At 65.8% G+C, this 20,986-nt stretch carries 24 protein-coding genes; 11 read left to right on the top strand and 13 right to left on the bottom strand.

Features of this window, described 5'->3' with window-relative positions:
- Nucleotides 1–4: 4 nt before the first annotated feature.
- From lexA to CFK21_RS04350, 4 genes are all read right to left on the bottom strand, one after another.
- Nucleotides 5–577 (bottom strand): transcriptional repressor LexA, encoded by a 573-nt coding sequence (gene lexA / locus CFK21_RS04365; RefSeq protein ID WP_096365130.1) that lies wholly within the window; start codon nt 575–577, stop codon nt 5–7.
- 101 nt (nt 578–678) lie between these two features.
- Nucleotides 679–1,617, bottom strand: coding sequence for a GIDE domain-containing protein (locus tag CFK21_RS04360; RefSeq protein WP_197702995.1), 939 nt, complete (start codon nt 1,615–1,617; stop codon nt 679–681).
- Between the two features lie 200 nt (nt 1,618–1,817).
- Entirely contained in the window at nt 1,818–2,402 is a 585-nt protein-coding gene (locus CFK21_RS04355; RefSeq protein WP_096365127.1) for a LemA family protein, read from the bottom strand.
- Nucleotides 2,403–2,444: 42 nt separating this feature from the next.
- Nucleotides 2,445–2,750 carry a hypothetical protein gene (locus tag CFK21_RS04350; protein WP_172844250.1) on the bottom strand — a complete coding sequence of 102 codons (306 nt, stop codon included), beginning with the start codon at nt 2,748–2,750 and terminating at the stop codon, nt 2,445–2,447.
- A 165-nt stretch (nt 2,751–2,915) separates the two neighbouring features.
- On the opposite strand from CFK21_RS04350, the gene CFK21_RS04345 reads away from it, so the two are divergent.
- Both CFK21_RS04345 and CFK21_RS04340 read left to right on the top strand, forming a co-directional pair.
- Nucleotides 2,916–3,770: a sulfurtransferase gene (locus CFK21_RS04345; RefSeq protein ID WP_096365123.1), complete on the top strand. Its 855-nt coding sequence runs from the start codon at nt 2,916–2,918 to the stop codon at nt 3,768–3,770.
- 129 nt (nt 3,771–3,899) lie between these two features.
- Nucleotides 3,900–4,544, top strand: coding sequence for a TusE/DsrC/DsvC family sulfur relay protein (locus CFK21_RS04340; RefSeq protein ID WP_096365121.1), 645 nt, complete (start codon nt 3,900–3,902; stop codon nt 4,542–4,544).
- 99 nt (nt 4,545–4,643) lie between these two features.
- On the opposite strand, the gene CFK21_RS04335 is transcribed toward CFK21_RS04340, so the two are convergent.
- Nucleotides 4,644–5,084, bottom strand: coding sequence for an RrF2 family transcriptional regulator (locus tag CFK21_RS04335; RefSeq protein WP_096365119.1), 441 nt, complete (start codon nt 5,082–5,084; stop codon nt 4,644–4,646).
- A gap of 218 nt (nt 5,085–5,302) precedes the next feature.
- On the opposite strand from CFK21_RS04335, the gene ispG reads away from it, so the two are divergent.
- Nucleotides 5,303–6,538, top strand: coding sequence for a flavodoxin-dependent (E)-4-hydroxy-3-methylbut-2-enyl-diphosphate synthase (gene ispG / locus CFK21_RS04330; RefSeq protein ID WP_096365117.1), 1,236 nt, complete (start codon nt 5,303–5,305; stop codon nt 6,536–6,538).
- Nucleotides 6,539–6,693: 155 nt separating this feature from the next.
- Here ispG and CFK21_RS04325 read toward each other — a convergent pair whose 3' ends face one another.
- The 6 genes from CFK21_RS04325 to CFK21_RS04300 form a co-directional block, all read right to left on the bottom strand.
- Nucleotides 6,694–7,953 carry an adenosylhomocysteinase gene (locus CFK21_RS04325; RefSeq protein ID WP_096365115.1) on the bottom strand — a complete coding sequence of 420 codons (1,260 nt, stop codon included), beginning with the start codon at nt 7,951–7,953 and terminating at the stop codon, nt 6,694–6,696.
- A 280-nt stretch (nt 7,954–8,233) separates the two neighbouring features.
- On the bottom strand, nt 8,234–8,803 hold the full coding sequence (locus CFK21_RS04320; RefSeq protein ID WP_096365113.1) for a helix-hairpin-helix domain-containing protein: 570 nt from the start codon (nt 8,801–8,803) through the stop codon (nt 8,234–8,236).
- Between the two features lie 152 nt (nt 8,804–8,955).
- On the bottom strand, nt 8,956–9,735 hold the full coding sequence (locus CFK21_RS04315; protein WP_096365110.1) for a metal ABC transporter permease: 780 nt from the start codon (nt 9,733–9,735) through the stop codon (nt 8,956–8,958).
- Nucleotides 9,722–10,633, bottom strand: a complete 912-nt coding sequence (locus tag CFK21_RS04310) for a metal ABC transporter substrate-binding protein (RefSeq protein WP_096365108.1) — start codon at nt 10,631–10,633, stop codon at nt 9,722–9,724. The genes CFK21_RS04315 and CFK21_RS04310 overlap by 14 nt, the downstream gene beginning before the upstream one ends.
- Before the next feature lie 308 nt (nt 10,634–10,941).
- Nucleotides 10,942–12,306, bottom strand: a complete 1,365-nt coding sequence (locus tag CFK21_RS04305; RefSeq protein WP_096365106.1) for a hypothetical protein — start codon at nt 12,304–12,306, stop codon at nt 10,942–10,944.
- An 86-nt stretch (nt 12,307–12,392) separates the two neighbouring features.
- On the bottom strand, nt 12,393–12,716 hold the full coding sequence (locus CFK21_RS04300) for a hypothetical protein (protein WP_096365104.1): 324 nt from the start codon (nt 12,714–12,716) through the stop codon (nt 12,393–12,395).
- A 330-nt stretch (nt 12,717–13,046) separates the two neighbouring features.
- On the opposite strand from CFK21_RS04300, the gene CFK21_RS04295 reads away from it, so the two are divergent.
- The 6 genes from CFK21_RS04295 (at nt 13,047) to CFK21_RS04270 (ending at nt 16,823) form a co-directional block, all read left to right on the top strand.
- Nucleotides 13,047–13,637: a DNA-J related domain-containing protein gene (locus CFK21_RS04295; protein ID WP_096365102.1), complete on the top strand. Its 591-nt coding sequence runs from the start codon at nt 13,047–13,049 to the stop codon at nt 13,635–13,637.
- A gap of 12 nt (nt 13,638–13,649) precedes the next feature.
- Nucleotides 13,650–14,285, top strand: coding sequence for a hypothetical protein (locus tag CFK21_RS04290; protein WP_096365099.1), 636 nt, complete (start codon nt 13,650–13,652; stop codon nt 14,283–14,285).
- Nucleotides 14,286–14,330: 45 nt separating this feature from the next.
- Complete coding sequence (locus tag CFK21_RS04285) at nt 14,331–14,639, top strand: segregation and condensation protein A (RefSeq protein ID WP_096365097.1); 309 nt, start codon at nt 14,331–14,333, stop codon at nt 14,637–14,639.
- Nucleotides 14,640–14,689: 50 nt separating this feature from the next.
- Nucleotides 14,690–15,097, top strand: a complete 408-nt coding sequence (locus CFK21_RS04280; protein ID WP_096365095.1) for an antitoxin Xre/MbcA/ParS toxin-binding domain-containing protein — start codon at nt 14,690–14,692, stop codon at nt 15,095–15,097.
- A 156-nt stretch (nt 15,098–15,253) separates the two neighbouring features.
- Complete coding sequence (locus tag CFK21_RS04275) at nt 15,254–16,354, top strand: cyclic nucleotide-binding domain-containing protein (protein WP_096365093.1); 1,101 nt, start codon at nt 15,254–15,256, stop codon at nt 16,352–16,354.
- 178 nt (nt 16,355–16,532) lie between these two features.
- Nucleotides 16,533–16,823, top strand: coding sequence for a DUF2934 domain-containing protein (locus CFK21_RS04270; RefSeq protein WP_096365091.1), 291 nt, complete (start codon nt 16,533–16,535; stop codon nt 16,821–16,823).
- Nucleotides 16,824–16,833: 10 nt separating this feature from the next.
- Here the strand turns inward: CFK21_RS04270 and CFK21_RS04265 are convergent, their stop codons facing one another.
- The gene (locus tag CFK21_RS04265; RefSeq protein ID WP_096365089.1) at nt 16,834–19,017 is read right to left on the bottom strand and encodes a YgiQ family radical SAM protein; all 2,184 of its coding nucleotides are present in this window, start codon (nt 19,015–19,017) and stop codon (nt 16,834–16,836) included.
- A gap of 161 nt (nt 19,018–19,178) precedes the next feature.
- Between CFK21_RS04265 and CFK21_RS04260 the strand changes: the two genes are divergently transcribed.
- Together CFK21_RS04260 and CFK21_RS04255 are read left to right on the top strand one after the other, a co-directional pair.
- Nucleotides 19,179–19,385: a YdcH family protein gene (locus CFK21_RS04260; RefSeq protein ID WP_096365087.1), complete on the top strand. Its 207-nt coding sequence runs from the start codon at nt 19,179–19,181 to the stop codon at nt 19,383–19,385.
- On the top strand, nt 19,382–19,684 hold the full coding sequence (locus tag CFK21_RS04255; protein ID WP_096365085.1) for a DUF3301 domain-containing protein: 303 nt from the start codon (nt 19,382–19,384) through the stop codon (nt 19,682–19,684). Before CFK21_RS04260 ends, CFK21_RS04255 begins: the two co-directional genes overlap by 4 nt.
- Before the next feature lie 239 nt (nt 19,685–19,923).
- Here the strand turns inward: CFK21_RS04255 and CFK21_RS04250 are convergent, their stop codons facing one another.
- Nucleotides 19,924–20,982, bottom strand: coding sequence for a 2Fe-2S iron-sulfur cluster-binding protein (locus CFK21_RS04250; protein WP_096365083.1), 1,059 nt, complete (start codon nt 20,980–20,982; stop codon nt 19,924–19,926).
- Between the last annotated feature and the right edge of the window lie 4 nt (nt 20,983–20,986).

The raw sequence follows: 20,986 nt of genomic DNA, 5'->3' as shown, positions 1-20,986 counted from the left end.
TCGGTCAGCGGTAACTGCGCAGCTGGCCGACCACCACGCCCTGAATGGTCACGCGCTCGGCCGAGTAGACCATGGCCGCCAGTGCGGGGTTGGCCGGGATCAGTTCGATCATGCCGTCGCCGCAGCGTTTGAGCCGCTTGAGGGTGGCCTCCTGGCCGTCGATCAGCGCCACCACGATGTCGCCGTCCTCGGCCCGGTCCTGCTGGCGCACCACCACGGTGTCGCCGTCCAGGATGCCGGCCTCGATCATGGAGTCGCCCACCACCTGCAACGCATAGCGGTCCGGCCCCAGCAGGAAGTCGGCCAGGTTGAGGGTGTCCTGCCCCGGGATGGCCTCGATCGGCCGACCGGCGGCGATCCGCCCCAGCAGCGGCAGGCTGCCGGCCGGATCGCCGGGCCCATCCAGCACCTCCAGCGCCCGCGCCCCGTGCGGTGCCCGGCGCAGATAGCCCTTGTCCTGCAGCCGGCTGACGTAGCGGTGCACGCTGCCGCGCGAGCGCACCCCGATGGCCGCGCCGATCTCCTCCAGGCTGGGGGCGTAGCCGTGCTCGGCCAGGTGGCGGCGGATGAACTGCAGGGTCCTGTGTTCCTGGGGGTCAGCATGGGCGTTCTCGCTCTGTTCTCAGCTGCGGACAGCATAGAGAACAAAATGAGAACATGCAAGCGATGGAAGAGGAATCAGGCAGCGCGGGCGATGAGCAGAAAGGCGAGCACGATCACGCCGAGAAGGGTCGCCACGAGCCCGCCCAGCGCCCGGCGGCGGTAGCGACGGCTGAGGTGGTCCTGGGGATGGGCGGACAGAATGAAGGCCTGTGCCGATGATGCCGGCCGGCGCAGCAGATTGACCGCCGGCTCGCTGGCCTTGTGGGCACGCTCACGGAGGGTCTGCTGCTGCGCGGCCTCCCGTGCCCGCTCCCACTCGCCGGCGTCGATATGGCCATCGCCATCGGCGTCGAAGCGCGCCAGCAACTCCGCCTGGTCCTGCTTCCAGTGGCGCAGCAGGGCGGCGGTGGCCTCCCTGAGATCGCCGTCGGCGCTGCGGATGGATTCGAACCAGCCGACGGCGTACAGCGGCCCCGGCAGCAGGCGCTCCTCGGTATAGCGGTAGTCGCCGGCCGTGAAGCGCAGGCCGCCCCGACGCCGCGGCGGCCCGGCCGACGGCCAGCGGCTGTGGCCGCGCCAGACGTCCTTGTCGTCGGGATGCACCTCGGCGCCGTCGGGATCGATCACGCAGCGCCCGGTCGTATCATCGAGTTCGAACAGGCCTTCGCTGGTGCCGGAATCGACCGTCCGCCAGTGGCTGCGCGAATGGCCCTTGCTGTCGTAGGTATGTTCCTCGTGCTCGATGCGGTAGCGGTACCAGACACACCGGCGGCCGGTGAGCGGCGCGACGATGGGCGGGCCGGGCAGCAGCCGGGCCTCGCCCTCCAGTTCCACATAGCCCTGCGGGGCGGAGCGGATGCGTGCCGTGGGGGTGTCCTCGATCAGCCGCGCCCGCGACCAGTTGCGCCAGATGGCCTGGAAGGCGACCAGCACGACAATGCCGACGATGACGCTCACCACCACGAAGCCACCGGTGGACATGCGCTGGATGTCGGCGGCGAAGTCGGTGAGCATGGGGGTCTCCGGCGGGGATCAGGCTGGGCGGTCTACAGCCGCGGATGAGCACGGATAAGGGCTACCTCGTCATTGCGAGGCGCGTAGCGCCGTGGCAATCCCCTGACGCCTGCTTCTGCTTCATGAGATTGCCACGCTACGCTCGCAATGACGTTGTATTATCCGTGCTCATCCGCGGCTGGAATGCCACGATCACGGAATCACCCCGCGAACAGGCCCTTCAGATCCACGTCCGCCTTTTCCTCCTCGGCGAACTCCAGCAGGTCGAAGGGACCGAAGCCGAATTTGCGGGCGACGATCACGTCGGGGAACTGCTCGATGCGCACGTTGTTGAGGTTGACGCTTTCGTTGTAGTACTCGCGCCGGTCGGCGATGCTGTTCTCCAGCGCCGTGACCCGGTCGGCCAGGTGCTGAAAGTTGGTGTTGGCCTTGAGATCGGGATAGGCCTCGGCCAGGGCGAACAGGTTGCCCAGCCCCAGGCGCAGCTGGGTCTCGGCCTGGCCCAGCGCGGGCACGTCCCCGCCCTCGCGGGCGGCGGCCACCCGGGCGCGCGCCTGCATCACCTTCTCCAGGGTCTCCTGCTCATAACCCATGTACTGCTTGCACACCTCAACCAGCTTGGGCAGCTCGTCGTGGCGCTGCTTGAGCAGCACGTCGATGTTGGACCAGGCCTTGGCGACATTGTGCTTGAGCGCGACCAGATGGTTATAGATGACGATGCCGTAGACGATCAGCAGGATCGCCGCCACCAGCAGCACGATCAGGAGCACATCACCGAGACCCATACGCGTTTCCTTCTTGTTCTTTATTTCCGGCAGCCGGAGACTTCAGCTTTCGTTCTCCAGCGAAGGATCCCAGCCGAGTTCACGTGCCTTGCGAATGGCCTCGCCGTGGATGCGCGCGTGGCGCTCGCGCAGATCGGGCGGCAGCTGGCTGGCCAGGTGGCCATGGGACTCCCAGGCCTTGTAGACCTGATCGTAGAGCATCTCGATCCGGCCGTAATCCCAGCCGTCGCAGGTCTCGTCCTCGGACAGCAGACCGAACACCCAGGCATCGCGGATGATCTTGCCGATATCCGTCATGCCGCCCCAGTGATCGTTGTTGATGCCGGGATAGATCTTGTGTTTCGCCATAGTTGCTGCCATCCGCTTCGTGTAATCCTGCCCTGTCAGTCCGGGATTGTATGTGCCCACCGTACCAGCGACAACCGCGCCCGCTCTCCTGCCAGCCCCCATTTTCCCTTGATACCCGCGCACTTCGATGTTAATTATGAATTTTGCAACCCAGTCGGGAGCAGAATGACCAGCCCGATCGTATCCACTGCGGAACTCGCCGAGCATCTCGACGCCCCCGACTGGCGGGTCATCGACTGCCGCTTCGACCTCGCCCAACCCGATGCCGGCCTGGAAGCCTACCGCGAAGGCCATATCCCCGGCGCCGTCTATGCCCATCTGGAACAGGATATGTCCGGCCCGGTCTCTGAGAGCGGCGGCCGCCATCCCCTGCCTGACCCGGCCGTGCTGCGCGCCACCTTCTCTGACTGGGGCATCGGACCGCAGACCCGGGTGGTGTGCTACGACTATCGCACCAACGCCTATGCCGGCCGCCTGTGGTGGTTGCTGCGCTGGCTCGGTCATGAGCGGGCGGCCGTACTCGACGGCGGCCTGGAGAAATGGCTGGCCGAGGAGCGTCCGCTCAGTCAGGACCTGCCGCAGCCCTCGCCTCCGGTGCCGTTTGAGGGCCAACCGGATGCGACCATGACGGCGGATGCCGCCGAAATCTTCGAGGACCTGGATGACGGTGAACTCTGCCTGATCGACGTGCGCGGCGAGGCCCGCTTCAGCGGCGACGAGGAACCCATCGACCCGGTCGCGGGCCATATCCCGGGCGCGGCCAACCTGCCCTTCGGCAAGAACCTGGACGTCTCCGGCTGCTATCTGCCCCCGGAAGCGCTGCGCAAGATGTATACCCGCCTCCTGGGCGATCACCCCCCGCAGGACTGCGTGGTGATGTGCGGCTCCGGCGTGACCGCCTGCCAGACCCTGGTCGCACTGGAACACGCCGGCCTGGGCGGCGCCCGCCTGTACCCCGGTTCCTGGAGTGAATGGATCCGCGACCCCAACCGCCCGGTGGAAATCGGCAGCGGCGACTGAATCCATCAGAATTGCCGTTATTTAATATCGAAAATTTCCCATAAAAAATCCCATAGACAGGGTCGCTATGATAATCAGCGAGATGTATATTAAATACATCTAATATTATCGAATCAGGAGTGATGACCCATGCTCGAAGTCCATGCCTCCATGCGGATTCGCAACCAGCCGCTGAAACGCACCCCGGTGATCCTCTATCTGGATACGGATCCCGAGCATCCGCTGACCACCAGCACCGACCGCGAGGGCGTGGCGGTGTTCGACATCCCCCCGGCCAGCGGCAAGATCAGTGTCATGGGGGCGGTGCGCTATCACGGTCACCTCGAGGGCCGGGTGGACATCAGCATCTGGTCACCCACCGACGGCGACAGCGTCCACACCCGCGGCGCGCCGGGCGGCACCAAGGGCGGCAGCACCGCCTACCCCAACATGAAGACCCGCACCCTCGAGGTGGACGGTCAGGAGATCGTCACCGACAGCGAAGGCTACCTGGTCAACCTGGACGACTGGTCGGAAGGCTTCGTGCGCGCCGAGGCCGCTCATGAAGGGCTGGAACTGACCCCGGAGCACTGGGAGATCGTCCGCTATCTGCGCGACTTCTACGAGCAGCACCACCTGCAGGCCAACGTGCGTGAGATCATCAAGGAGTTCCGCCGGCGCTGGGGGAAGGACAGGGGCAGCAACCGCTACCTGCACGACCTGTTTCCGCGCGGCGGTCCGCAGAAACAGGGCAACCGGCTGGCCGGGCTGCTACGCGTGAAGGGCGAACACTAGCAGACCGTTGAAAAACCCTTTATTCCCCTCTCCCCCGCGCGGTGGGAGAGGGGAATGACATGATGCTGCCGGGAAGTTTTTCAACAACCTGCCAGGGCATCAATCCGCCGTACCGGGCAGCAGCGCCTGCAGCCGGGCCCGGTTCTCCACCACCTGCGCCAGGGTGATGTCGTCCAGCACGCCGTAGAAGGCCTCTTCGGCCTGGTGAAATATCCCGCGCAGCATGCAGGCCGTCTCGATGCGGCACTCAGAGCCCTGCGGACGAAAGCACTCCACCAGGACCGAATCGGCCTCGGTGCGGCGCAGCACGGCACCGATGGAGATCGCCTCGGGGGCCTGCTTGAGCCGGACCCCGCCGCCCTTGCCGCGGGTGGTCTCCACATAACCGTCGCCGGCCAGCTGATGGACCACCTTCATCAGGTGGTTCTTGGAAATGCCGTAAGCCTCGGCAATCCCGGCGATGGTGGTTACGGAGTGCTCCTGCACGGCGAGGTAGATCAATACCCGCAGGGTGTAGTCGCTGAAAGTGGTCAAACGCATCGCAATTCCTGCTCCGGGAGATTCTGTCTCCGAATGAAAAGCCTATACCCGCCGGTCCTGCCCGCAATTGATCCCGGTCAGGATCTGGCGCTGCCGGGCGGGTGGGCGGTGTAAGAACCGGGAAGTTTACCCGGCCAGGGGGGGATGGGTCTCTCTTCCGACCGCAAATCCTGTCATAATGTTCCGCTCGTGAACCTCCAGCCCGCCCGGTATCTGCCGTGAATGCATCTCCGATCCAGCGTCGTCCCAGTGTCCCTGTCCGCATCGGTCCCGTGACCGTGGGCGGTCCGGCCCCGGTGGCGGTCCAGTCCATGACCAACACCGACACGGCCGACATCGCAGCCACGGCGGCCCAGGTGGCCGAACTGGCGCGCGCCGGCTCGGAACTGGTGCGCATCACGGTCAATTCCGAAGCCGCCGCCGCAGCCGTCCCGGCGATCCGCGAACGCCTGGATGCCCAGGGCCTGGCCACGCCCCTGATCGGCGATTTCCACTTCAACGGCCACAAGCTGCTGACGAAGTACCCCGGCTGTGCCGAGGCGCTGGCCAAGTACCGCATCAATCCCGGCAATGTCGGCCGCGGCAGCCGGAAGGATGAACAGTTCGCCACCATCATCGAACTGGCCTGCAGATACGACAAGCCGGTGCGCATCGGCGTGAACTGGGGCAGCCTGGACCAGGCCCTGGTGGTGCGGATGATGGACGAGAATGCCCGCCTGCCGCAGCCGCGCGAGGTCGAAGAGGTGACCCGCGAGGCCCTGATCGCCTCTGCCCTGGACAGCGCCCGCCAGGCCGAGGCCCTGGGACTACCCCACGACCGCATCATCCTGTCGGTGAAGATGAGCGGAGTGCAGGATCTGATCGCCGTCTATCGCGATCTGGCCGGACGCTGCGACTATCCGCTGCACCTGGGCCTGACCGAGGCCGGCATGGGGGTGAAGGGCATCGTCTCCTCCACTGCCGCCCTGGCCGTACTGTTGCAGGAAGGCATCGGCGACACCATCCGCATCTCGCTCACCCCCGAGCCGGGCGCGTCCCGGACTCAGGAAGTGCAGGTGGCCCAGTCCATCCTGCAGTCCATGGGCCTGCGCAGCTTCCTGCCGCAGGTGGTCTCCTGCCCCGGCTGCGGCCGCACCACCAGCACCTATTTCCAGGAGTTGTCACAGGACATCCAGTCATACCTGCGCGAACAGATGCCGGTCTGGCGCGAGCAGTACCCGGGCGTGGAGGCCATGACCGTGGCGGTGATGGGCTGCGTGGTCAACGGCCCCGGCGAGTCGAAACAGGCCAACATCGGCATCAGCCTGCCCGGCACCGGCGAGCGCCCGGTCGCGCCGGTCTATGTCGACGGCGAGAAGACCGTCACCCTCAAGGGCGAGACGCTGGCGCAGGACTTCCAGGCGCTGATCGAGGACTACGTGGAGCGGAATTACGGAGTGAGGCGTGATGCGTGATCAGGGAATTCGCATGGCGGTTGTCATTTCCACCTCGCCGTCATCCCCGCGCAGGCGGGGATCCAGTGACCGCGGAGGTATGTGGATTCCCGCCTGCGCGGGAATGACGTGATGGGAGGTAACAGGCTTGCGCTGCAGCTCGCAATCCTCACGCCTCACCCCTTGATCTCCTCCACCCGCCAGGTATCCAGAAAGCGCTGCTGGGACTCGGTCAACGCGTCGATGCCGATCCCCAGCGTCTGCAGCTTGATCTCGGCCACCTGCCGGTCCACCAGATCCGGCACCGCGTGCACGCCGGGTGTTAGTTCATCGGCGTGCTGGTACAGGTGCAGCGCGGCCATGAACTGCATAGCGAAGGTCTGATCCATCACCTCCACCGGATGTCCCATGGCGGTCGGCGTGGCCAGGTTGACCAGCCGGCCCTCGGCGACCAGGTGAAGTTCACGGCCATCATTCAGACGGAAGGCCTCGATACCGGGCCGGACCTCCTCCCGCGCCACCGCCATTTCCGCCAGCGCACGGGCATCGATCTCGACATTGAAATGCCCGGCATTGGCCAGCAGGGCGCCGTCGCGCATGCGCTCGAAATGCTCGGCGCGGATCACCTCGCGGTTGCCGGTGGTGGTGATGAAGATCTCGCCCCAGGCCGCGGCCTCGGCCATGGCGGTCACGCGGAAACCGGCCATGTGCGCGCGCAGGGCCTGGCGCGGCTCGATCTCGGTCACCGTGACCTGGGCACCCAGGGCCCGGGCCTTGTGGGCGATACCCTGACCACAGTCGCCGTAGCCGGCGACGACCACCTGCTTGCCGGCCAGCAACAGGTTGGTGGTCAGCAGCAGGTTGGTCAGGGAGGATTCACCGGTACCGTGGATATTGTCGAACTCGTGTTTCATGGGCGTATCGTTGACCGCGTAGGCGGGAAACTTCACCGCGCCCTCGCGCGCCATGGCCTGCATGCGCTGCACCCCGGTGGTGGTCTGCTCGCACATGCCGCGCAGCCCCTGCAGCAGTTCCGGACGCCGGTGCACCAGGCAGGCGGTCAGTTCGGCGGCATCGTCCAGGATCAGGTCGGGTCCGTGTTCCAGCGCAGCCAGATGCAGTTCCAGCAGCCGTTCCTCGCTCACGCCGCGTTCGGCATAGCCGCTGATGCCGTCCTGTGCGTTCAGCGCGGCGACCACGTCGTCCTGACTCGAACCGGGTTCGCTGCCGGTGAAGACCACCTCCGCCCCGGCTGCCGCCAGAGTCTCCACGAATACTCCCGTCTTGGCCTCGATATGGGAACAGACCGCAATGGTCAGTCCGGCGAAGGGCCGCGTCTCACCATAGCGGCGGCGCAACTCGGCGTGCACCGGCATGTGCGCACGCGCCCAGGCCAGCTTGCGGCGGCCGGTTTCGATATCGGGAGAAGATGACATTTCCAGCTCCGGTGATTTCCGAGGCCGGACAGTGTGCAACAGGCGAAGGAAGGGGACAAATACGGCGGCCCTTTATGCCCTTCAGGGTAGTCGGGCGGGCGCAGCGAGTAATCCAGTGACCTCGGCGGCTTCTGGATCCCGGCTGGAGCCTGTGCCGGCGTAGGCCGGTGCCGGGATGACGAACGGTGGAGATGGGCGCCTTTGTCAGGAGAAGGGCTGTCGGGGCTTGTTCAGTGTGTCCGCGTTATTCCGTAGCGATCCCGGCTTTTGTGCCCAGTCCTCACTCCCCGAACGTCTCGCGCAGCCGGCGCAGGGTGGCGGGGCCGACGCCGTGGATGGCCAGCAGGGCCGTATCCGAACTGCGGCGCACCGCCTCGGGAGTGCGCACGCCGGCGGTGAAGAGGGCCTTGGCGATGCGCACATTCACACCGGCCTGGCGGAGTTCATTGAGAAAGTCCCGGGGCGAGACCCGCGGCTGTGGCTGCGGCTGCGGTCGATTCCGGTGCATGTCCCGGACCGGGGCGGGAGCGGGTTCGCGCCGTGCGCGTGCAGGCGCCGCCGGGCGCGCCGCCTGGCGGGGGATGTTGAACAGGAAATGCGCTGTCGCCATCAGGCCCGCCGAGGCCATGAGGGCAACCAGCGGGGAAGCATCAGCCGCGCCGGCCTGCAGGCCATGCAGCAGCACGCCGAGACCCAGCAGGGCGAACAGGGCGGCCTGGCCGCGGAAGGCCAGCGCCCAGCGCTGTTCCGCCCGGGCCGGCAGCCAGGCCCGCAACCGCTGCCCCAGCGCAGCAAAGGCCTGGTCGAACAGGGTGGCTTCCTGATACAGGTTGTCGTGTGCGGGATACATATCGAATCACCTCCCTGAAATGTTGCGACCATCCTTGCCCGAAGCGCAGTCCCGCTCCGTGATCCGGCTCGCAATTCAGCCCCGTCATGACGGGTTTCTGACGCCGCAGCCGGAAAACTGTGATCGATTTCACACGCCTGTCCGCCCCCCTGTCAATCATTCTCGGCAGGGCGGGAACGGCCTGTGCGGCGCCAGCGTGGCAGCGCCACGGCCAGCGCAACCAGCGCATAACTGACCACCAGCACCGGTCCGGCCGGCCAGTCGAGCAGCAGCGCCGCCGTCAGCCCGGCCAGTACCGCCATGGCGGCACTGGCCCAGGCAACAGCCAGAGTCCGTCCGGGCCAGGCCGCCGCAGCCAGAGCCGGCAGGATCAGACTGGCAAACACCACATAGACCCCGGCCAGCTGTACCGAGGCGGTCACGGCCAGCGCAAACAGGACATAGAATCCGATCCCGGCACGCACCCGCGGCCAGACGAACCAGGCCAGCAGTACCAGGGCATAGAGCGGGACGGTCAGGGTCAACTCGCTCCAGCCCACGAACAGCAGCTGCCCGGAGAGCAGGTGCTGAATGGCCTCGCCGCCATGCGGCTGATCGGCCAGCAGCAGCAGGGCCAGCGAGGCCGCCACCACGAAACTGCTGCCGATCAGCGCTTCCTGCTGGGCCGGCAACCGGCGTTCGCTCCAGTGGAACAGCAGCGCAGCGGCCAGGGCGCAGGCCACCGCCACTGCCTGCAGCAGCCAGCCCGCCGCGTCCGGCCAGTAGAGCTCCATCACCACCAGGCCCAGGCCGGCGATCTGAGCGATGGCCAGGTCGATGAAGATGATGCCGCGACGCAGCACCTCGATCCCCAGCGGGGCATGGGTCAAGCCAATCGCCAGTCCCGCGACCAGGGCGGGCAGCAGGATCCCGAGCAGTTCAAGGCTGAACATGCACCGACTCCAACTGCACCAGGGTCCGCTCGAACAGGGCGAACAGATCATTCACCCCGTCCGCGCCCCCGACCGTGTAGGGCAGCACCAGCACCGGCAGACCGGTCCTGGCGGACAGCCAGTCGGCCGCCTCCGGCGCGGCGTAGGGCGTGCGCAGGATCGCGGCCGCGCCCTGCCCGCGCACCTGCTGCAGCAGCCGCTCCAGATGGGACGCTGTCGGCGGGATACCCGGTCTCGGCTCCAGGGCGGCGACCTCGCGCAGCCCCAGCCAGTCGATGAGATACACCCAGGCCTGGTGGTGCACGATCACCGGCAGCCCCTGCAGCCGGATGCCGCGTCTCTCCCAGTCGCCGATCGCGACACCCCAGCGTTGGCGGAAATCCTCCAGCCGTGCCTGATAGTGCTGCGCCCGGTCGGGATCGATGCCCTGCAGCCGCTCAGTCAGGACCCCGGCGACCCGATCGATGTTATGCGGATTCAGGTGCAGGTGGGGATTGCCCTCGGGATGCACATCGCCCTGGCTGCGATCGACGTGCTCGGGCACATCACGCAGTTCGACCACCGAAGCCGCCAGCAGGTGGCCCGGGGCACCGACAGCGACCGACGGATTGCCCGCCTTCTGCAACAGCACCGGCAGCCAGCCCACCTCCAGTCCGCCTCCGCTGCATACCAGCAGGTCGGCGCGGCGCATGGCGGCGATCAGGCTGGGCCGGGCGCGGATATAATGCGGATCCTGGCGGGCATGGGTGGCGGAAAACACCGCCACCGCATCGCCGCCGATTTCCTGCGCCAGTGCGGCCCATTCGGGTTCGCAGGCGAAGACCTGCACCGGATCCGCAGCCCGGGCCAGGCCCGATGTCAGCAGCAGGATTATTGCTAATGTCCGTATATATTGCATACAGAATCTCCTTGCAGCGCGGATGCAACGCAAAGGACGCGGAGACGTTTATGCCCTCCTGGGTGCGAAGGCACAGAGCAGTTCATTACATGAATTGCCGTTGTCATGCCTGGCATCGTCATCCCGAAGCACCGCGTGAACCTGTGAACACAGTGGCATCTGGATCCCGGCCTGCGCCGGGATGACAGAAAACACGTAGTCCCGTAGGTCGGATTAGCCCGCAGGGCGTAATCCGACACTGACCGCAGGCCCGTCGGGTTACGCTGCGCTAACCCGACCTACCCTGCTGCGTTGCTATCGCCCACACATCAGTATTTATGCGCCCCGTGCGCGCCCAGGCTCATGATGTACTGCACAATGAACTGATCATCCCGCAATCCCTCGCTTAACTCTTCGCGGTTGTACTGCAGCCGCACCCGGCTGAACTCGCTGTTGGTCCAGTCCAGCATCAGGGCATAGGCCTCGGGGTCATGGCCGCCTCCGTCCAGGGCGCTGCCGACCAGGCCGGCAGGCACGTCCGGTGCCTGCAACAGGCTGTAGCGCGCCCCGATCCGCCACTGCGGCCGGAACTTGTATACCGCCTGGACATAGCCGCCGTTGACGGCATCGTCCACGGCCACATTCCCGGTGCCGGCGGTGGCATCGCGGTAGCTTCCATCCTCGCTGCGCCGGAAATACTCGCCCTGCAGGGTCAGTTCCCGCTGGCGGGCATTGCCGGTGGGCGCCCAGGTGTAGCGCAGATCGGCCACATACAGATCGGTATCGCCGGCAAAACCGACATCACCCTCGTTGGTCACCCGGTCGGCCGCCTCGCCCGACAGGACATAGGCCCCGACGCGCCAACTCTGGTTGTAGCCTATATCCCCGCCCAGCCGGCCGTACAGGGACCAGGCCTCAGGGCCGCTGCCGGTGGAATCGCCGAACGGCAGGTCATCGCCGCGGAACACCCCGCCGCCGATCTCGGAATAGAGCGCGGTCGGCAGCACATAGCTGAACTCCACGCCGTCGTCGTTGAAGGCATTGTTGAGGAAGACCCGGCTGGGCAGCGGCCGATCGGCGAAATCGTCCTCGTGGGTGTGATGCTCGTTGAGATAGCCCAGGGTCCAGAAGGCCCGGCCGGCCTTGAGACTGAGGCCGGTCGGCAGGCCGGCCCCGCCCAGGGTCTGGACATAGGCCTCCTCCAACTCGACCTTATCCTCGCCCTCCTCGCGCACGATCGCCGCGGTCATGGCGCCGTAGAATTTGTCATCCACATTGGCGGCGACATTGAGTTCGGATTCGTCCACGGCCAGGCCCTCGCGGCCACGCTCACCTTCCTCACCCACGCCGAAGCCGGCGATTTCACTCCCGGACTCGGAAAAGCCGGACCAGCGGCCGTTGAGAATCACGCCGATGGAGGGATTGAACTCGTTGCTGTAGACCCGGCGGTGCTGGCCGGCCGGGGCCCGGGCCGGGGCAGCGGGCGCAGCATCAGCACCGGCATTCCGCGGCTGCGATTCCAGCTGTTCCAGCTTGCCTTCGAGTTCGCTGATACGGCTCTCGTAGGCCTGGCGCAGGGCGCGGATCTCCTCACGCACGGCTTCCAGTTCAGCCGTTGCATTCTGATCGGCCGCAGCCGGGCTAATGACGGACATGACGGCGACGGCCAGCGTCGCCCGGGTGAAATTGCGCATTCTGATGCTCCTGTTCCTGTAATCGTGATTCAGCAGGCACCACCGCATTCACGCGCGCGGTGCCGGAAACAAACACAGTCGTTGACTCAGACGAACAGGGACAGGGGCGGCGCGCGGGGTTGCGCCGGGTGATGATGGAACTGGCGTTCGCCAGTGGCGGGGATCGCGACGTACAGCGGACGCCGGTTGCGTTCGGGACCGGCGACTGAAACATCCACCGCCAGGCCGTCGGCGCCGTGCTTGGCATAATGCAGCACATCGCAGGCCTGGCCGAAATGCTCATGCGGGGCGAAGTCGTGCTCGGCCAGATGTGTCAGGCTGGCCACCTGCATGCCGGCGAACAGCAGCAGCAGCGCCAGCAGGGCATGGCGCGGGGAGCGGTTTCGGCAGTGGCGGCGCAGTCGGTGCATGGCGGCACAGCATAGCCTAACGCCGACCGGGGTCAACACCGGGATTCGCCACCAGGGCGTGGAATCTATCTATGTCGGGGTCGCCGGGTTACAATTTGCGTATTGACAGCCACGGAATACACGCAAAGCACGGACAATTGTATGTTGCTTGCTGCGGCATCTGTAGGTCGGGTTAGCGAAGCGTAACCCGACGCAGTCCGCGGTTCGCGTGTCGGGTTACGCCCTGCGGGCTAACCCGACCTACACATGATTGAATTCAAATTTTCCGTGCTTTGCGTGTATTCCGTGGCGCTTTTGACCCCCTGCTGGGCTGCACAGACCTGACCGGACATGGACACCCAGGCAATCGAGCAATTCGGCCAGCGGCTCCTCGCCATCCTGCAGCGCCACCCGCAGGGACTGAGCGAACACGGGTTGCTGCAGGCACTGCGCGAGACGGACGAGGACGCGCTCGGCTCAGCCCGTCTCGATGACAGCCTGAACCTGTTCCAGACCCACTTCATTCTGTTCCATGCCCTGTACCGGCTGCGCGAGCGCCTGCTGACCGGTGGCGATGAAACCCTGTGGATCCACGTACTGCGCATTCAACTGTTGCCGCTGGAGGAGAACGCCGCCCAGGCCCTGGGCGGACATGATCCATTGCGCGACTATTACCTGGACTGGTCCAACCTGGAGCAGACCTCGGCAGCCGATGTCGAGGCCATGCTGGGGCGTTTCTGGCAACGCTATCTGCGCCAGGACCAGCGGGTCGAGGCGCTGCGCGTACTGGAACTCGATGCCGATGCCGACGTGACGGCCATTCGCGATCAGTATCGCCGGCTGGCCATGCGCCACCATCCCGACCGCGGGGGCGACACCGCCACCCTGCAGGCCATCAACGAGGCTGCCGCCCTGCTGCTCGGCAAGGGCGGCAGCCGCTGACACCACAACGCCATGTCCCTGTCCGCCTATCAACTCATCCTGTTCCCGCAGCGCGACGATATCAGCGCGGCGCAGCGTGCAGCGTTGCTTTCCCATCTGCACGGGTGCGGCTTCCTGGGTCAGGCATTCGAACTCGACGGGCGCGAGCATTTCACTACCGGCGCGCAGTTTCTTGACCAACTGGTGTTTCTCGGCTGCTCCCCCTATATCGAGACCGAGCCCCCCGCCGATACCGCGGCACGCAACACCGCGGCACGACAGGGCCGGTTCTGTCATCTCCATCTCACCCGCCTCCTGCCCCGGGCGCGCTTTCGCGCCAATCCGCGCGCCAGGGTGCGCTGCCCGGCCTGCCGCAAGTCCGTGGCGGCAGCCGAGCTCCTGACCGGGCCCGGGACGGACCGGACCTGTGCGCACTGCGGGCACGAGGCCGCGATCACGGACTGGAACTGGCAGGGACACGCCGGATATGCCAACCTGTTTCTGGAGGTCTGGGGCATCCATCCGGGAGAGGCCGCACCTACCGAAGGGTTTATTCAGGCGATTGAAAAAATTACGGATTCCCCCTGGTCCAGCTTCTATACCCAGGCCGACCAGCAGCCGGCGGATGAAACCGGCCCGGTCATGTGGCACAATGACCGACCAAATTGATCAGGTACGTCAATCGGCGTGCCGCCGGACACTGCAGGTAGTGATATGGCTTCCGAAGAACCCGAACTGAGCAAGGAAGAGCGCATCCTGCGCATGATGAAGCGTGTGCTCACCGATGTCGCCAAGGACACCCATGCCAAACCCGGCTTCCGGCATCCGCTGTCCGAAAACACCATCGAAGGCATTCGCGACTGTCTGGCCCTCATCGCCGCCCGCGAGCAGGAACTGGCCGAGGAATTCGGCCGTCCCATGAACATGCGCCCGCGCTTCATCGACGAGCCCAAGCGCGAGGTTGTGGTGCCGCTGAATGTCACCAGCCTGCGCGGCGACAAGCCCGGCAGCGGCGACCACTGAATTCAATACAGCCATCGTCTCCCCGCGATCCGGGAGACCAGGAGTTGACCATGGACCTCACCAATGAAGAACGCGTAGCCCTGACCCGCGCCGTGATCCGGATGCTGGACAGCTGGGGCGCCCAGAACTCCGACCAGGTCAGGATACTGTGCCTGCCGGACGGCACGCCCGCACGCAGGATCAACCGTTTCCGCGACATGAACGAGGCCCTCCCGGACGAGCCCCGGGTCAACGAATCGGTCGAGCACATCCTGGGCATCGCCGACGCCCTGCGCACCACCTTTCCGGCCAATCCCCAGATGGCCCCGATCTGGATGCACCGCCGCAACAAGCACCTGCGCCGGCGCACCCCCCTCAGCTGCATGATCGAGGACGGCCTCAGCGGCATGGTGCGGGTACGCACCCACCTGGACTGCGCCTTCGCCTGGGACAGTTCGGGCTCCTCCACTCACGCCTGAACCAGCTGATCCCGCCCCCGGCAAAACCCCGCAACTGCGGGGTTTTTTGTGCCTCCTCCCGCCGCGCCCGGACTCAAGTCAGCCCGCCCGGCGCCGTTATCCTGTTCACACCCCTTGCCAACAGGGGAAGAACAACACCAAGGGAGGCCCCCACCCATGTTCAGTATCAAGATGGAGCATGTGCTCGACCGTCTGTCGCGGCACTATCAGCCCTTTAACCTGCTGTCCGAGGAACGCCTGCGCGAGGTCGTCAACATTGTGCGTTTCATCGAACTGCGCGAGGGTGAGATCTTCCAGATCGCCGGCGGCCAGGATCATGACTACCTGTTCGTGGTCGAGGGCCGGCTGGAGGTCATCTGCAGCGGCACCATCACCTCGCTGGCCGGCCCCGACGACACCCGCAAGCGCCCCGTGGTGCTGCCGGCCGCCCCGGCGACCTGCACCCTGGTGGCACGCCAGGACAGCATCATCTGTCATGCCGACCGCGAGATGCTGGACAACCTCATCTCCTGGGATGAGGTCGTGCACATGATGGAGGACTCCGGCGCCGAGACCGCCAGGCTGCTGGAGAAGGTGCGCAACTCCCTGGTATTCCGGCGCCTGCCGCTGGAAACCGTGGAACTGGCGTTCCAGAAGATGCAGACCCAGGTCGTCAAGGCCGGCGAATACGTCATCCAGCAGGGCGAGGCGGGTGATGCCTACTACATCATCCTCAACGGCCGGGCCGAGGTCTATCAGCGCGGCATCTATGACGATGCGCCGCACAAGATCGCCGATATCGGCGAGGGCGACGCCTTCGGCTGCGAGGCTTTGATCTCCGGCAGCACCCGCAATGAATCGGTGCTGATGACCGAGGACGGCGAGGTCCTGGTGCTGGACAAGGCCGCCTTCGAGGAACTGATCAGCAACCCGCTGATCAAGACGGTCAACCCCAGCGTGGCGCGTACCATGGCCGAGACCGGCCACGAACTGATCGATGTGCGTTATCCGGAGGAGTTCGACGACCACCACATTCCGGGCGCGCGCCTGGTCCCGCTGTTCGAACTGCGCAACCGGATGGAGGAACTGGACCGGAACAAGCAGTACATCGTCTATTGCCATGGCGGCAGCCGCAGCGCCGTCGCCGCGCTGATCCTGGCCCAGAACCAGTTCGATGTGCTGTCACTGGACGGCGGCATCCGCAGCTGGCCATTCGAGACCCAGAGCATCTACGACCGCCAGGCCGAGATGGAAGGCAGAGAAACCGAGGCGGCCTGAGTCCCCCGGCACCACTGCAGAACCGGCCGGCAGCGGCCGGTGCGAGCAAACCGCAACGCCTCCCTTCGGGGAGGCGTTTGTTGTTGCAGCGGATCGGGGCTGGACTAAACTCGAATTCAATGGGGTCCGCCCCAGAAACAATCATGCATGCCTCACAGTTCATGGAGCGAAGACACAGATGACGAGCGCCAGCAAGAGCACCAGCCGCCGCAAGACCCCTGCCAGCCCGGCAAAAACCGCCGGTTCACCTGCCAAACGGGCGAGCGCTTCCGGATCCGGGAAAAAAGCTGCACGCGCCCAGATCACACCGGAACGCCGTCATGAGATGATCGCCGAGGCGGCCTATCTGCGGGCCGAATCCCGCGGCTTTGCCCCGGCGGACCCGCTGCACGACTGGCTTACGGCGGAGCAGGAGGTGGATGCGCGTCTGGCCGGGCAGACGCAGGGCGCGGACGCTCCCGTACACTGAAGCCGGGAGTTTATGCCCCCTTGCCGGGGCGCCGCCGGCGCCCCGCCGGTTTCCTGTCTCCCTGACCACGCACTTCCGCCTGCGGCGGCAACCCGGTGTGCTGGGTCAGGAACGGCCTGCCCTTGCCCGCGGCCCGGCCTCCCTTCGCCGGCTGCCCGGTCCCCGCCGGCTGCCAGCGCGGTACCAGGTGACGTTTGCCGTTGCCGATCAGATCCTCCCGGCCCATGCGCTTGAGCGCATCGCGCAGCAGCGGCCAGTTGTCAGGGTCATGGTAGCGCAGGAAGGCCTTGTGCAGCCGCCGCACCTTCAGCCCCTTCGGAATGCTCACGGTTTCACTGTCATGCCGCACCCGGTGCAGCGGGTTCTTCCCGCTGTAGTACATGGCCGTGGCGGTGGCCATGGGCGAAGGCAGGAAGGTCTGCACCTGGTCGGCACGGAAGCCGTTCTGTTTCAGCCACAGCGCCAGATTGAGCATGTCCTCATCGGTGGTGCCGGGATGCGCGGCAATGAAGTAGGGGATCAGGTACTGCTCCTTGCCGGCGGCCTTCGAGTAGCGCTCGAACAGCTTCTTGAACCGGTAATAGCTGCCCATGCCCGGCTTCATCATCTTCGTCAGCGGCCCGTCCTCGGTGTGCTCAGGGGCGATCTTGAGATAGCCGCCGACATGGTGGGTCACCAGTTCCTTTATGTATTCAGGCGATTCCACCGCCAGGTCGTAGCGCAGGCCCGAGGCGATGGAGATGCGCTTGATGCCCGGCAGCGCCCGCGCCCGCCGGTACAGGCGGATCAGGGGATCGTGATTGGTGTTGAGGTTCCTGCAGATCTTCGGATACACGCAGGACAGCCGCCGGCAGGCCGCCTCGGTCGCCTCGTCCTTGCAGGCCAGGCGGTACATATTGGCGGTCGGCCCGCCCAGATCGGAGATCGCGCCGGTGAACCCGGGCACGGAATCGCGGATGGTCTCCAATTCGCGGATGATGGAGTCTTCCGAGCGGTTCTGGATGATGCGGCCTTCGTGCTCGGTGATGGAGCAGAAGGTGCAGCCGCCGAAGCAGCCGCGCATGATATTGACCGAGAAGCGGATCATCTCGTAGGCCGGGATGTTCGCCCCGCCGTAGGCCGGATGCGGCAACCGGGTATAGGGCAGTTCGAATACCGCATCCAGTTCCGGCGTGGTCAGCGGAATCGGCGGTGGATTCAGCCACAACTCACGCTCACCGTGGCGCTGCACCAGCGGCCGGGCATTGCCGGGATTGGTCTCCTGGTGCAGCACGCGCGAGGCGTGGGCATAGAGCACCCTGTCGTCCTTGACCGCCTCGTAGGACGGCAGACGGATGCAGGTCCGGCCACCGGTCGGGCGTTTATGCCGCGGGTGGAACTGCACCACCTTCGCAGTGGGATCGGCGGCGGCCGCGGGCTCCCGCTTGTCGCAGGCCGGCGCCTCGGCGTAGGGGTCCTCATGCGTATCCACCCGCCCAGGGGTGTCGACATGGGAGGAATCCAGTACGTCCCAGCCCTCCGGCAGGCGCTTGCACACATAGCCGGTGCCGCGGATATCACGCAGTTCGCGCACCGATTCACCGCCCGCCAGCCGATGGGCGATCTCCACGATCTGGCGCTCGCCGTTGCCGTAGACCAGCAGATCGGCCTTGGCGTCGAACAGAATGGAGCGGCGGATCTTCTCCGACCAGTAGTCGAAATGGGCGATGCGGCGCAGGCTGGCCTCGATGCCGCCGATGACCAGCGGCACGTCCTTCCAGGCCTCGCGGCAGCGCTGGGCGTAGACCAGCACGGCGCGATCCGGGCGCAGGCCGCCGGCGCCATCGGGCGTATAGGCGTCGTTGCTGCGCACCTTGCGATCGGCGGTATAGCGGTTGACCATGGAATCCATGTTGCCGCCGGTCACGCCGAAGAACAGCGTCGGCCGTCCCAGGCGGGTGAAGTCCGCCGTGCCGGTCCAGTCCGGCTGGGCGATGATCCCCACCCGGAAGCCCTGCGCCTCCAGCACCCGGCCGATCACCGCCATGCCGAAACTGGGGTGATCGACATAGGCGTCGCCCGTGATCAGGATGATGTCGCAGGCATCCCAGCCCAGGGCATCCATTTCGGCGCGCGACATGGGCAGCACCGGCGCCGGGCCGAGGCGTTTGGCCCAGTAGGGCCGGTAGGCAAAGATGTCGGGGGCGCTGTGCATGGAAAGAGTACTGGTACTTGAGATTGACGGGGCTTGGATCGACAATAGCCGGGCCGCGTGCGGCGCAATCGCATCAGTGTAGCATTTTCACCGCTGCTGCGTGCGGTAAAAACCTCTTTTTTTGTAATCTTTCAGGCGGTTGCCGAGGAACCGGGCCGGTCATGGATCAAACCGAACAGCACAATCTGCGTCAGCGCCTGGAGGCCCTGCGGCTGGAGCACCGGGACCTGGACGAGGCGCTGCTGCGTCTGAACCAGGACCCGGCCATGAACCAGCTCACCCTGCAGCGGATGAAGAAACGCAAGCTGCTGCTCAAGGACATGATCCACCGCCTGGAAAGCGCGCTGATTCCCGACCTGGACGCGTGACCCCGCTGCTGCTCATCCTGCTGGCTGCGTTGGTTCTGTTCTGGCTCGACAGTATGAAGGCCCGCGACCTGGCCGCCGCCGGCGCCCGCGACACCTGCCACCAGCAGGGCCTGCAGCTGCTGGATGCCACCGTCACCCTGAGCCGCCTGGGCCTGACCCGGGCCCCGCGCGGGCATGCCACCCTGGCCCGCACCTACCGCTTCGAATACAGCCGCGACGGCGCCACCCGCCAGACCGGCTTCATCCGCCTGCGCGGCCACCGCATCGAGACCATCGGCCTGGCTGACGATGCCGGCTGACAGAAAAATTCAAGAGCGCCACGGAATACACGGACGAGATAAATCCAATCCAAAAGTAGGTCGGGTTAGCGTAGCGTAACCCGACACTAATCGTTGGCCTGGCCATGTCGGGTTACGCCCTTCGGGCTAACCCGACCTACATGCTATCGATAATATTTCATGCCGGGCGCAAAGCGCCTCGGCATGCATTATGAAATTTCCGTGTTTTCCGTGTATTCCGTGGCGCTCTTGATTTTTGCCTAATCAATATGCGCGATGCGATCGACGAACAGCCGCTCCGGCGGCAGGCCGTGGCGGACCAGCAGCTCGATCAGCGCCACCAGGTCCGCGTCGGGGCCGTTGACATAGACATCGAAGCCGGACAGATCCGGATAGTCGGTCGTGATGCGCAGGCCCGCGTGCAGCAGGCGGCGGGCCCGCGGAGACAGCCCCGGGACATCGGCCAGATCCGGCACCTGCGGCGACGTCCAGTCCGGGTTGTCGCCCTGCCCCACCACCGGAATGAAGCGGAAGTCGTCCAGGCCGTCCTGCCAGGAACGGCAGTAGTTGGCCAGATACAGATCCTCCGGCCGCGACACCGCCCAGTACAGGCGCAACGGCTGATCGAACTCCAGCGAGATGGCATGCTCGATCAGGCTCTTGACCGGCGCAAAGCCGGTCTCGCAGGCCAGGAACAGGCACGGCCGGCCCGAGTCCTCGTCCAGGGTGAAGCGTCCATAGGGGCCCTCCACCTCGACCTTGTCGCGCGGCTTCATCCGGTTGAAGACGTACTCGGCAAAGGGATCCCCCTCCACCTGCTGGACATGGAATTGCAGCAGCATGCCGTTGCAGGGGCAGCTGGCAATGGACTTGTTGCGGGTCGGCAGGCCCTCGCCGCTGAGCGTCACGTACTGACCGGCCAGGAACCACAGTGTCTGGGTGCGCGGCGTGCGCAGCTGCAGTTCCATCACGGTATCCGACAAGGGATTGAGCCGTGCCACCGTGGTCGTGATGCGATGATGCGGGATATCCTCGGCGCTGCGCGCCTCCACGGCCTCGAGGACCAGATCGCTGGCGGCATGGGCGCGACACATGAGGAAGTGGTTGTTGGCCCTCTCCTCGCGGCTGAACACGTAGTCGTGATGCCCCATCCGGCCCAGTTCGCCGGAGATCAGCCGTGCCTGGCAGTCGCCGCAGCTGCCGCTGTTGCAGTTGTACTTGAGGTTGAGCCCGGAGCGCAGCGCGGCCTCCAGCAGGGTCTCCCCGGCCTCGGCCTGGAACACATTCCCGGAAGGCAGCAGCTCGACCCGGCGAGTCATGGCA

The organism is Thiohalobacter thiocyanaticus (assembly GCF_002356355.1).
Lineage (GTDB): Bacteria > Pseudomonadota > Gammaproteobacteria > Thiohalobacterales > Thiohalobacteraceae > Thiohalobacter > Thiohalobacter thiocyanaticus_A.
Note: the sequence above shows the minus strand (reverse complement) of the source record. Positions and strands in the feature narration are given on the sequence as shown.

What these genes read in the sequence shown, in the direction of transcription:
- CFK21_RS04360 (WP_197702995.1), bottom strand. Translation starts at nt 1,617, where the DNA reads ATGCTCACCGACTTCGCCGCCGACATCCAGCGCATGTCCACCGGTGGC.
- CFK21_RS04355 (WP_096365127.1), bottom strand. Translation starts at nt 2,402, where the DNA reads ATGGGTCTCGGTGATGTGCTCCTGATCGTGCTGCTGGTGGCGGCGATC.
- CFK21_RS04350 (WP_172844250.1), bottom strand. Translation starts at nt 2,750, where the DNA reads ATGGCGAAACACAAGATCTATCCCGGCATCAACAACGATCACTGGGGC.
- CFK21_RS04345 (WP_096365123.1), top strand. Translation starts at nt 2,916, where the DNA reads ATGACCAGCCCGATCGTATCCACTGCGGAACTCGCCGAGCATCTCGAC.
- CFK21_RS04340 (WP_096365121.1), top strand. Translation starts at nt 3,900, where the DNA reads ATGCTCGAAGTCCATGCCTCCATGCGGATTCGCAACCAGCCGCTGAAA.
- CFK21_RS04335 (WP_096365119.1), bottom strand. Translation starts at nt 5,084, where the DNA reads ATGCGTTTGACCACTTTCAGCGACTACACCCTGCGGGTATTGATCTAC.
- CFK21_RS04325 (WP_096365115.1), bottom strand. Translation starts at nt 7,953, where the DNA reads ATGTCATCTTCTCCCGATATCGAAACCGGCCGCCGCAAGCTGGCCTGG.
- CFK21_RS04320 (WP_096365113.1), bottom strand. Translation starts at nt 8,803, where the DNA reads ATGTATCCCGCACACGACAACCTGTATCAGGAAGCCACCCTGTTCGAC.
- CFK21_RS04315 (WP_096365110.1), bottom strand. Translation starts at nt 9,735, where the DNA reads ATGTTCAGCCTTGAACTGCTCGGGATCCTGCTGCCCGCCCTGGTCGCG.
- CFK21_RS04310 (WP_096365108.1), bottom strand. Translation starts at nt 10,633, where the DNA reads ATGCAATATATACGGACATTAGCAATAATCCTGCTGCTGACATCGGGC.
- CFK21_RS04305 (WP_096365106.1), bottom strand. Translation starts at nt 12,306, where the DNA reads ATGCGCAATTTCACCCGGGCGACGCTGGCCGTCGCCGTCATGTCCGTC.
- CFK21_RS04300 (WP_096365104.1), bottom strand. Translation starts at nt 12,716, where the DNA reads ATGCACCGACTGCGCCGCCACTGCCGAAACCGCTCCCCGCGCCATGCC.
- CFK21_RS04295 (WP_096365102.1), top strand. Translation starts at nt 13,047, where the DNA reads ATGGACACCCAGGCAATCGAGCAATTCGGCCAGCGGCTCCTCGCCATC.
- CFK21_RS04290 (WP_096365099.1), top strand. Translation starts at nt 13,650, where the DNA reads ATGTCCCTGTCCGCCTATCAACTCATCCTGTTCCCGCAGCGCGACGAT.
- CFK21_RS04285 (WP_096365097.1), top strand. Translation starts at nt 14,331, where the DNA reads ATGGCTTCCGAAGAACCCGAACTGAGCAAGGAAGAGCGCATCCTGCGC.
- CFK21_RS04280 (WP_096365095.1), top strand. Translation starts at nt 14,690, where the DNA reads ATGGACCTCACCAATGAAGAACGCGTAGCCCTGACCCGCGCCGTGATC.
- CFK21_RS04275 (WP_096365093.1), top strand. Translation starts at nt 15,254, where the DNA reads ATGTTCAGTATCAAGATGGAGCATGTGCTCGACCGTCTGTCGCGGCAC.
- CFK21_RS04270 (WP_096365091.1), top strand. Translation starts at nt 16,533, where the DNA reads ATGACGAGCGCCAGCAAGAGCACCAGCCGCCGCAAGACCCCTGCCAGC.
- CFK21_RS04265 (WP_096365089.1), bottom strand. Translation starts at nt 19,017, where the DNA reads ATGCACAGCGCCCCCGACATCTTTGCCTACCGGCCCTACTGGGCCAAA.
- CFK21_RS04260 (WP_096365087.1), top strand. Translation starts at nt 19,179, where the DNA reads ATGGATCAAACCGAACAGCACAATCTGCGTCAGCGCCTGGAGGCCCTG.
- CFK21_RS04250 (WP_096365083.1), bottom strand. Translation starts at nt 20,982, where the DNA reads ATGACTCGCCGGGTCGAGCTGCTGCCTTCCGGGAATGTGTTCCAGGCC.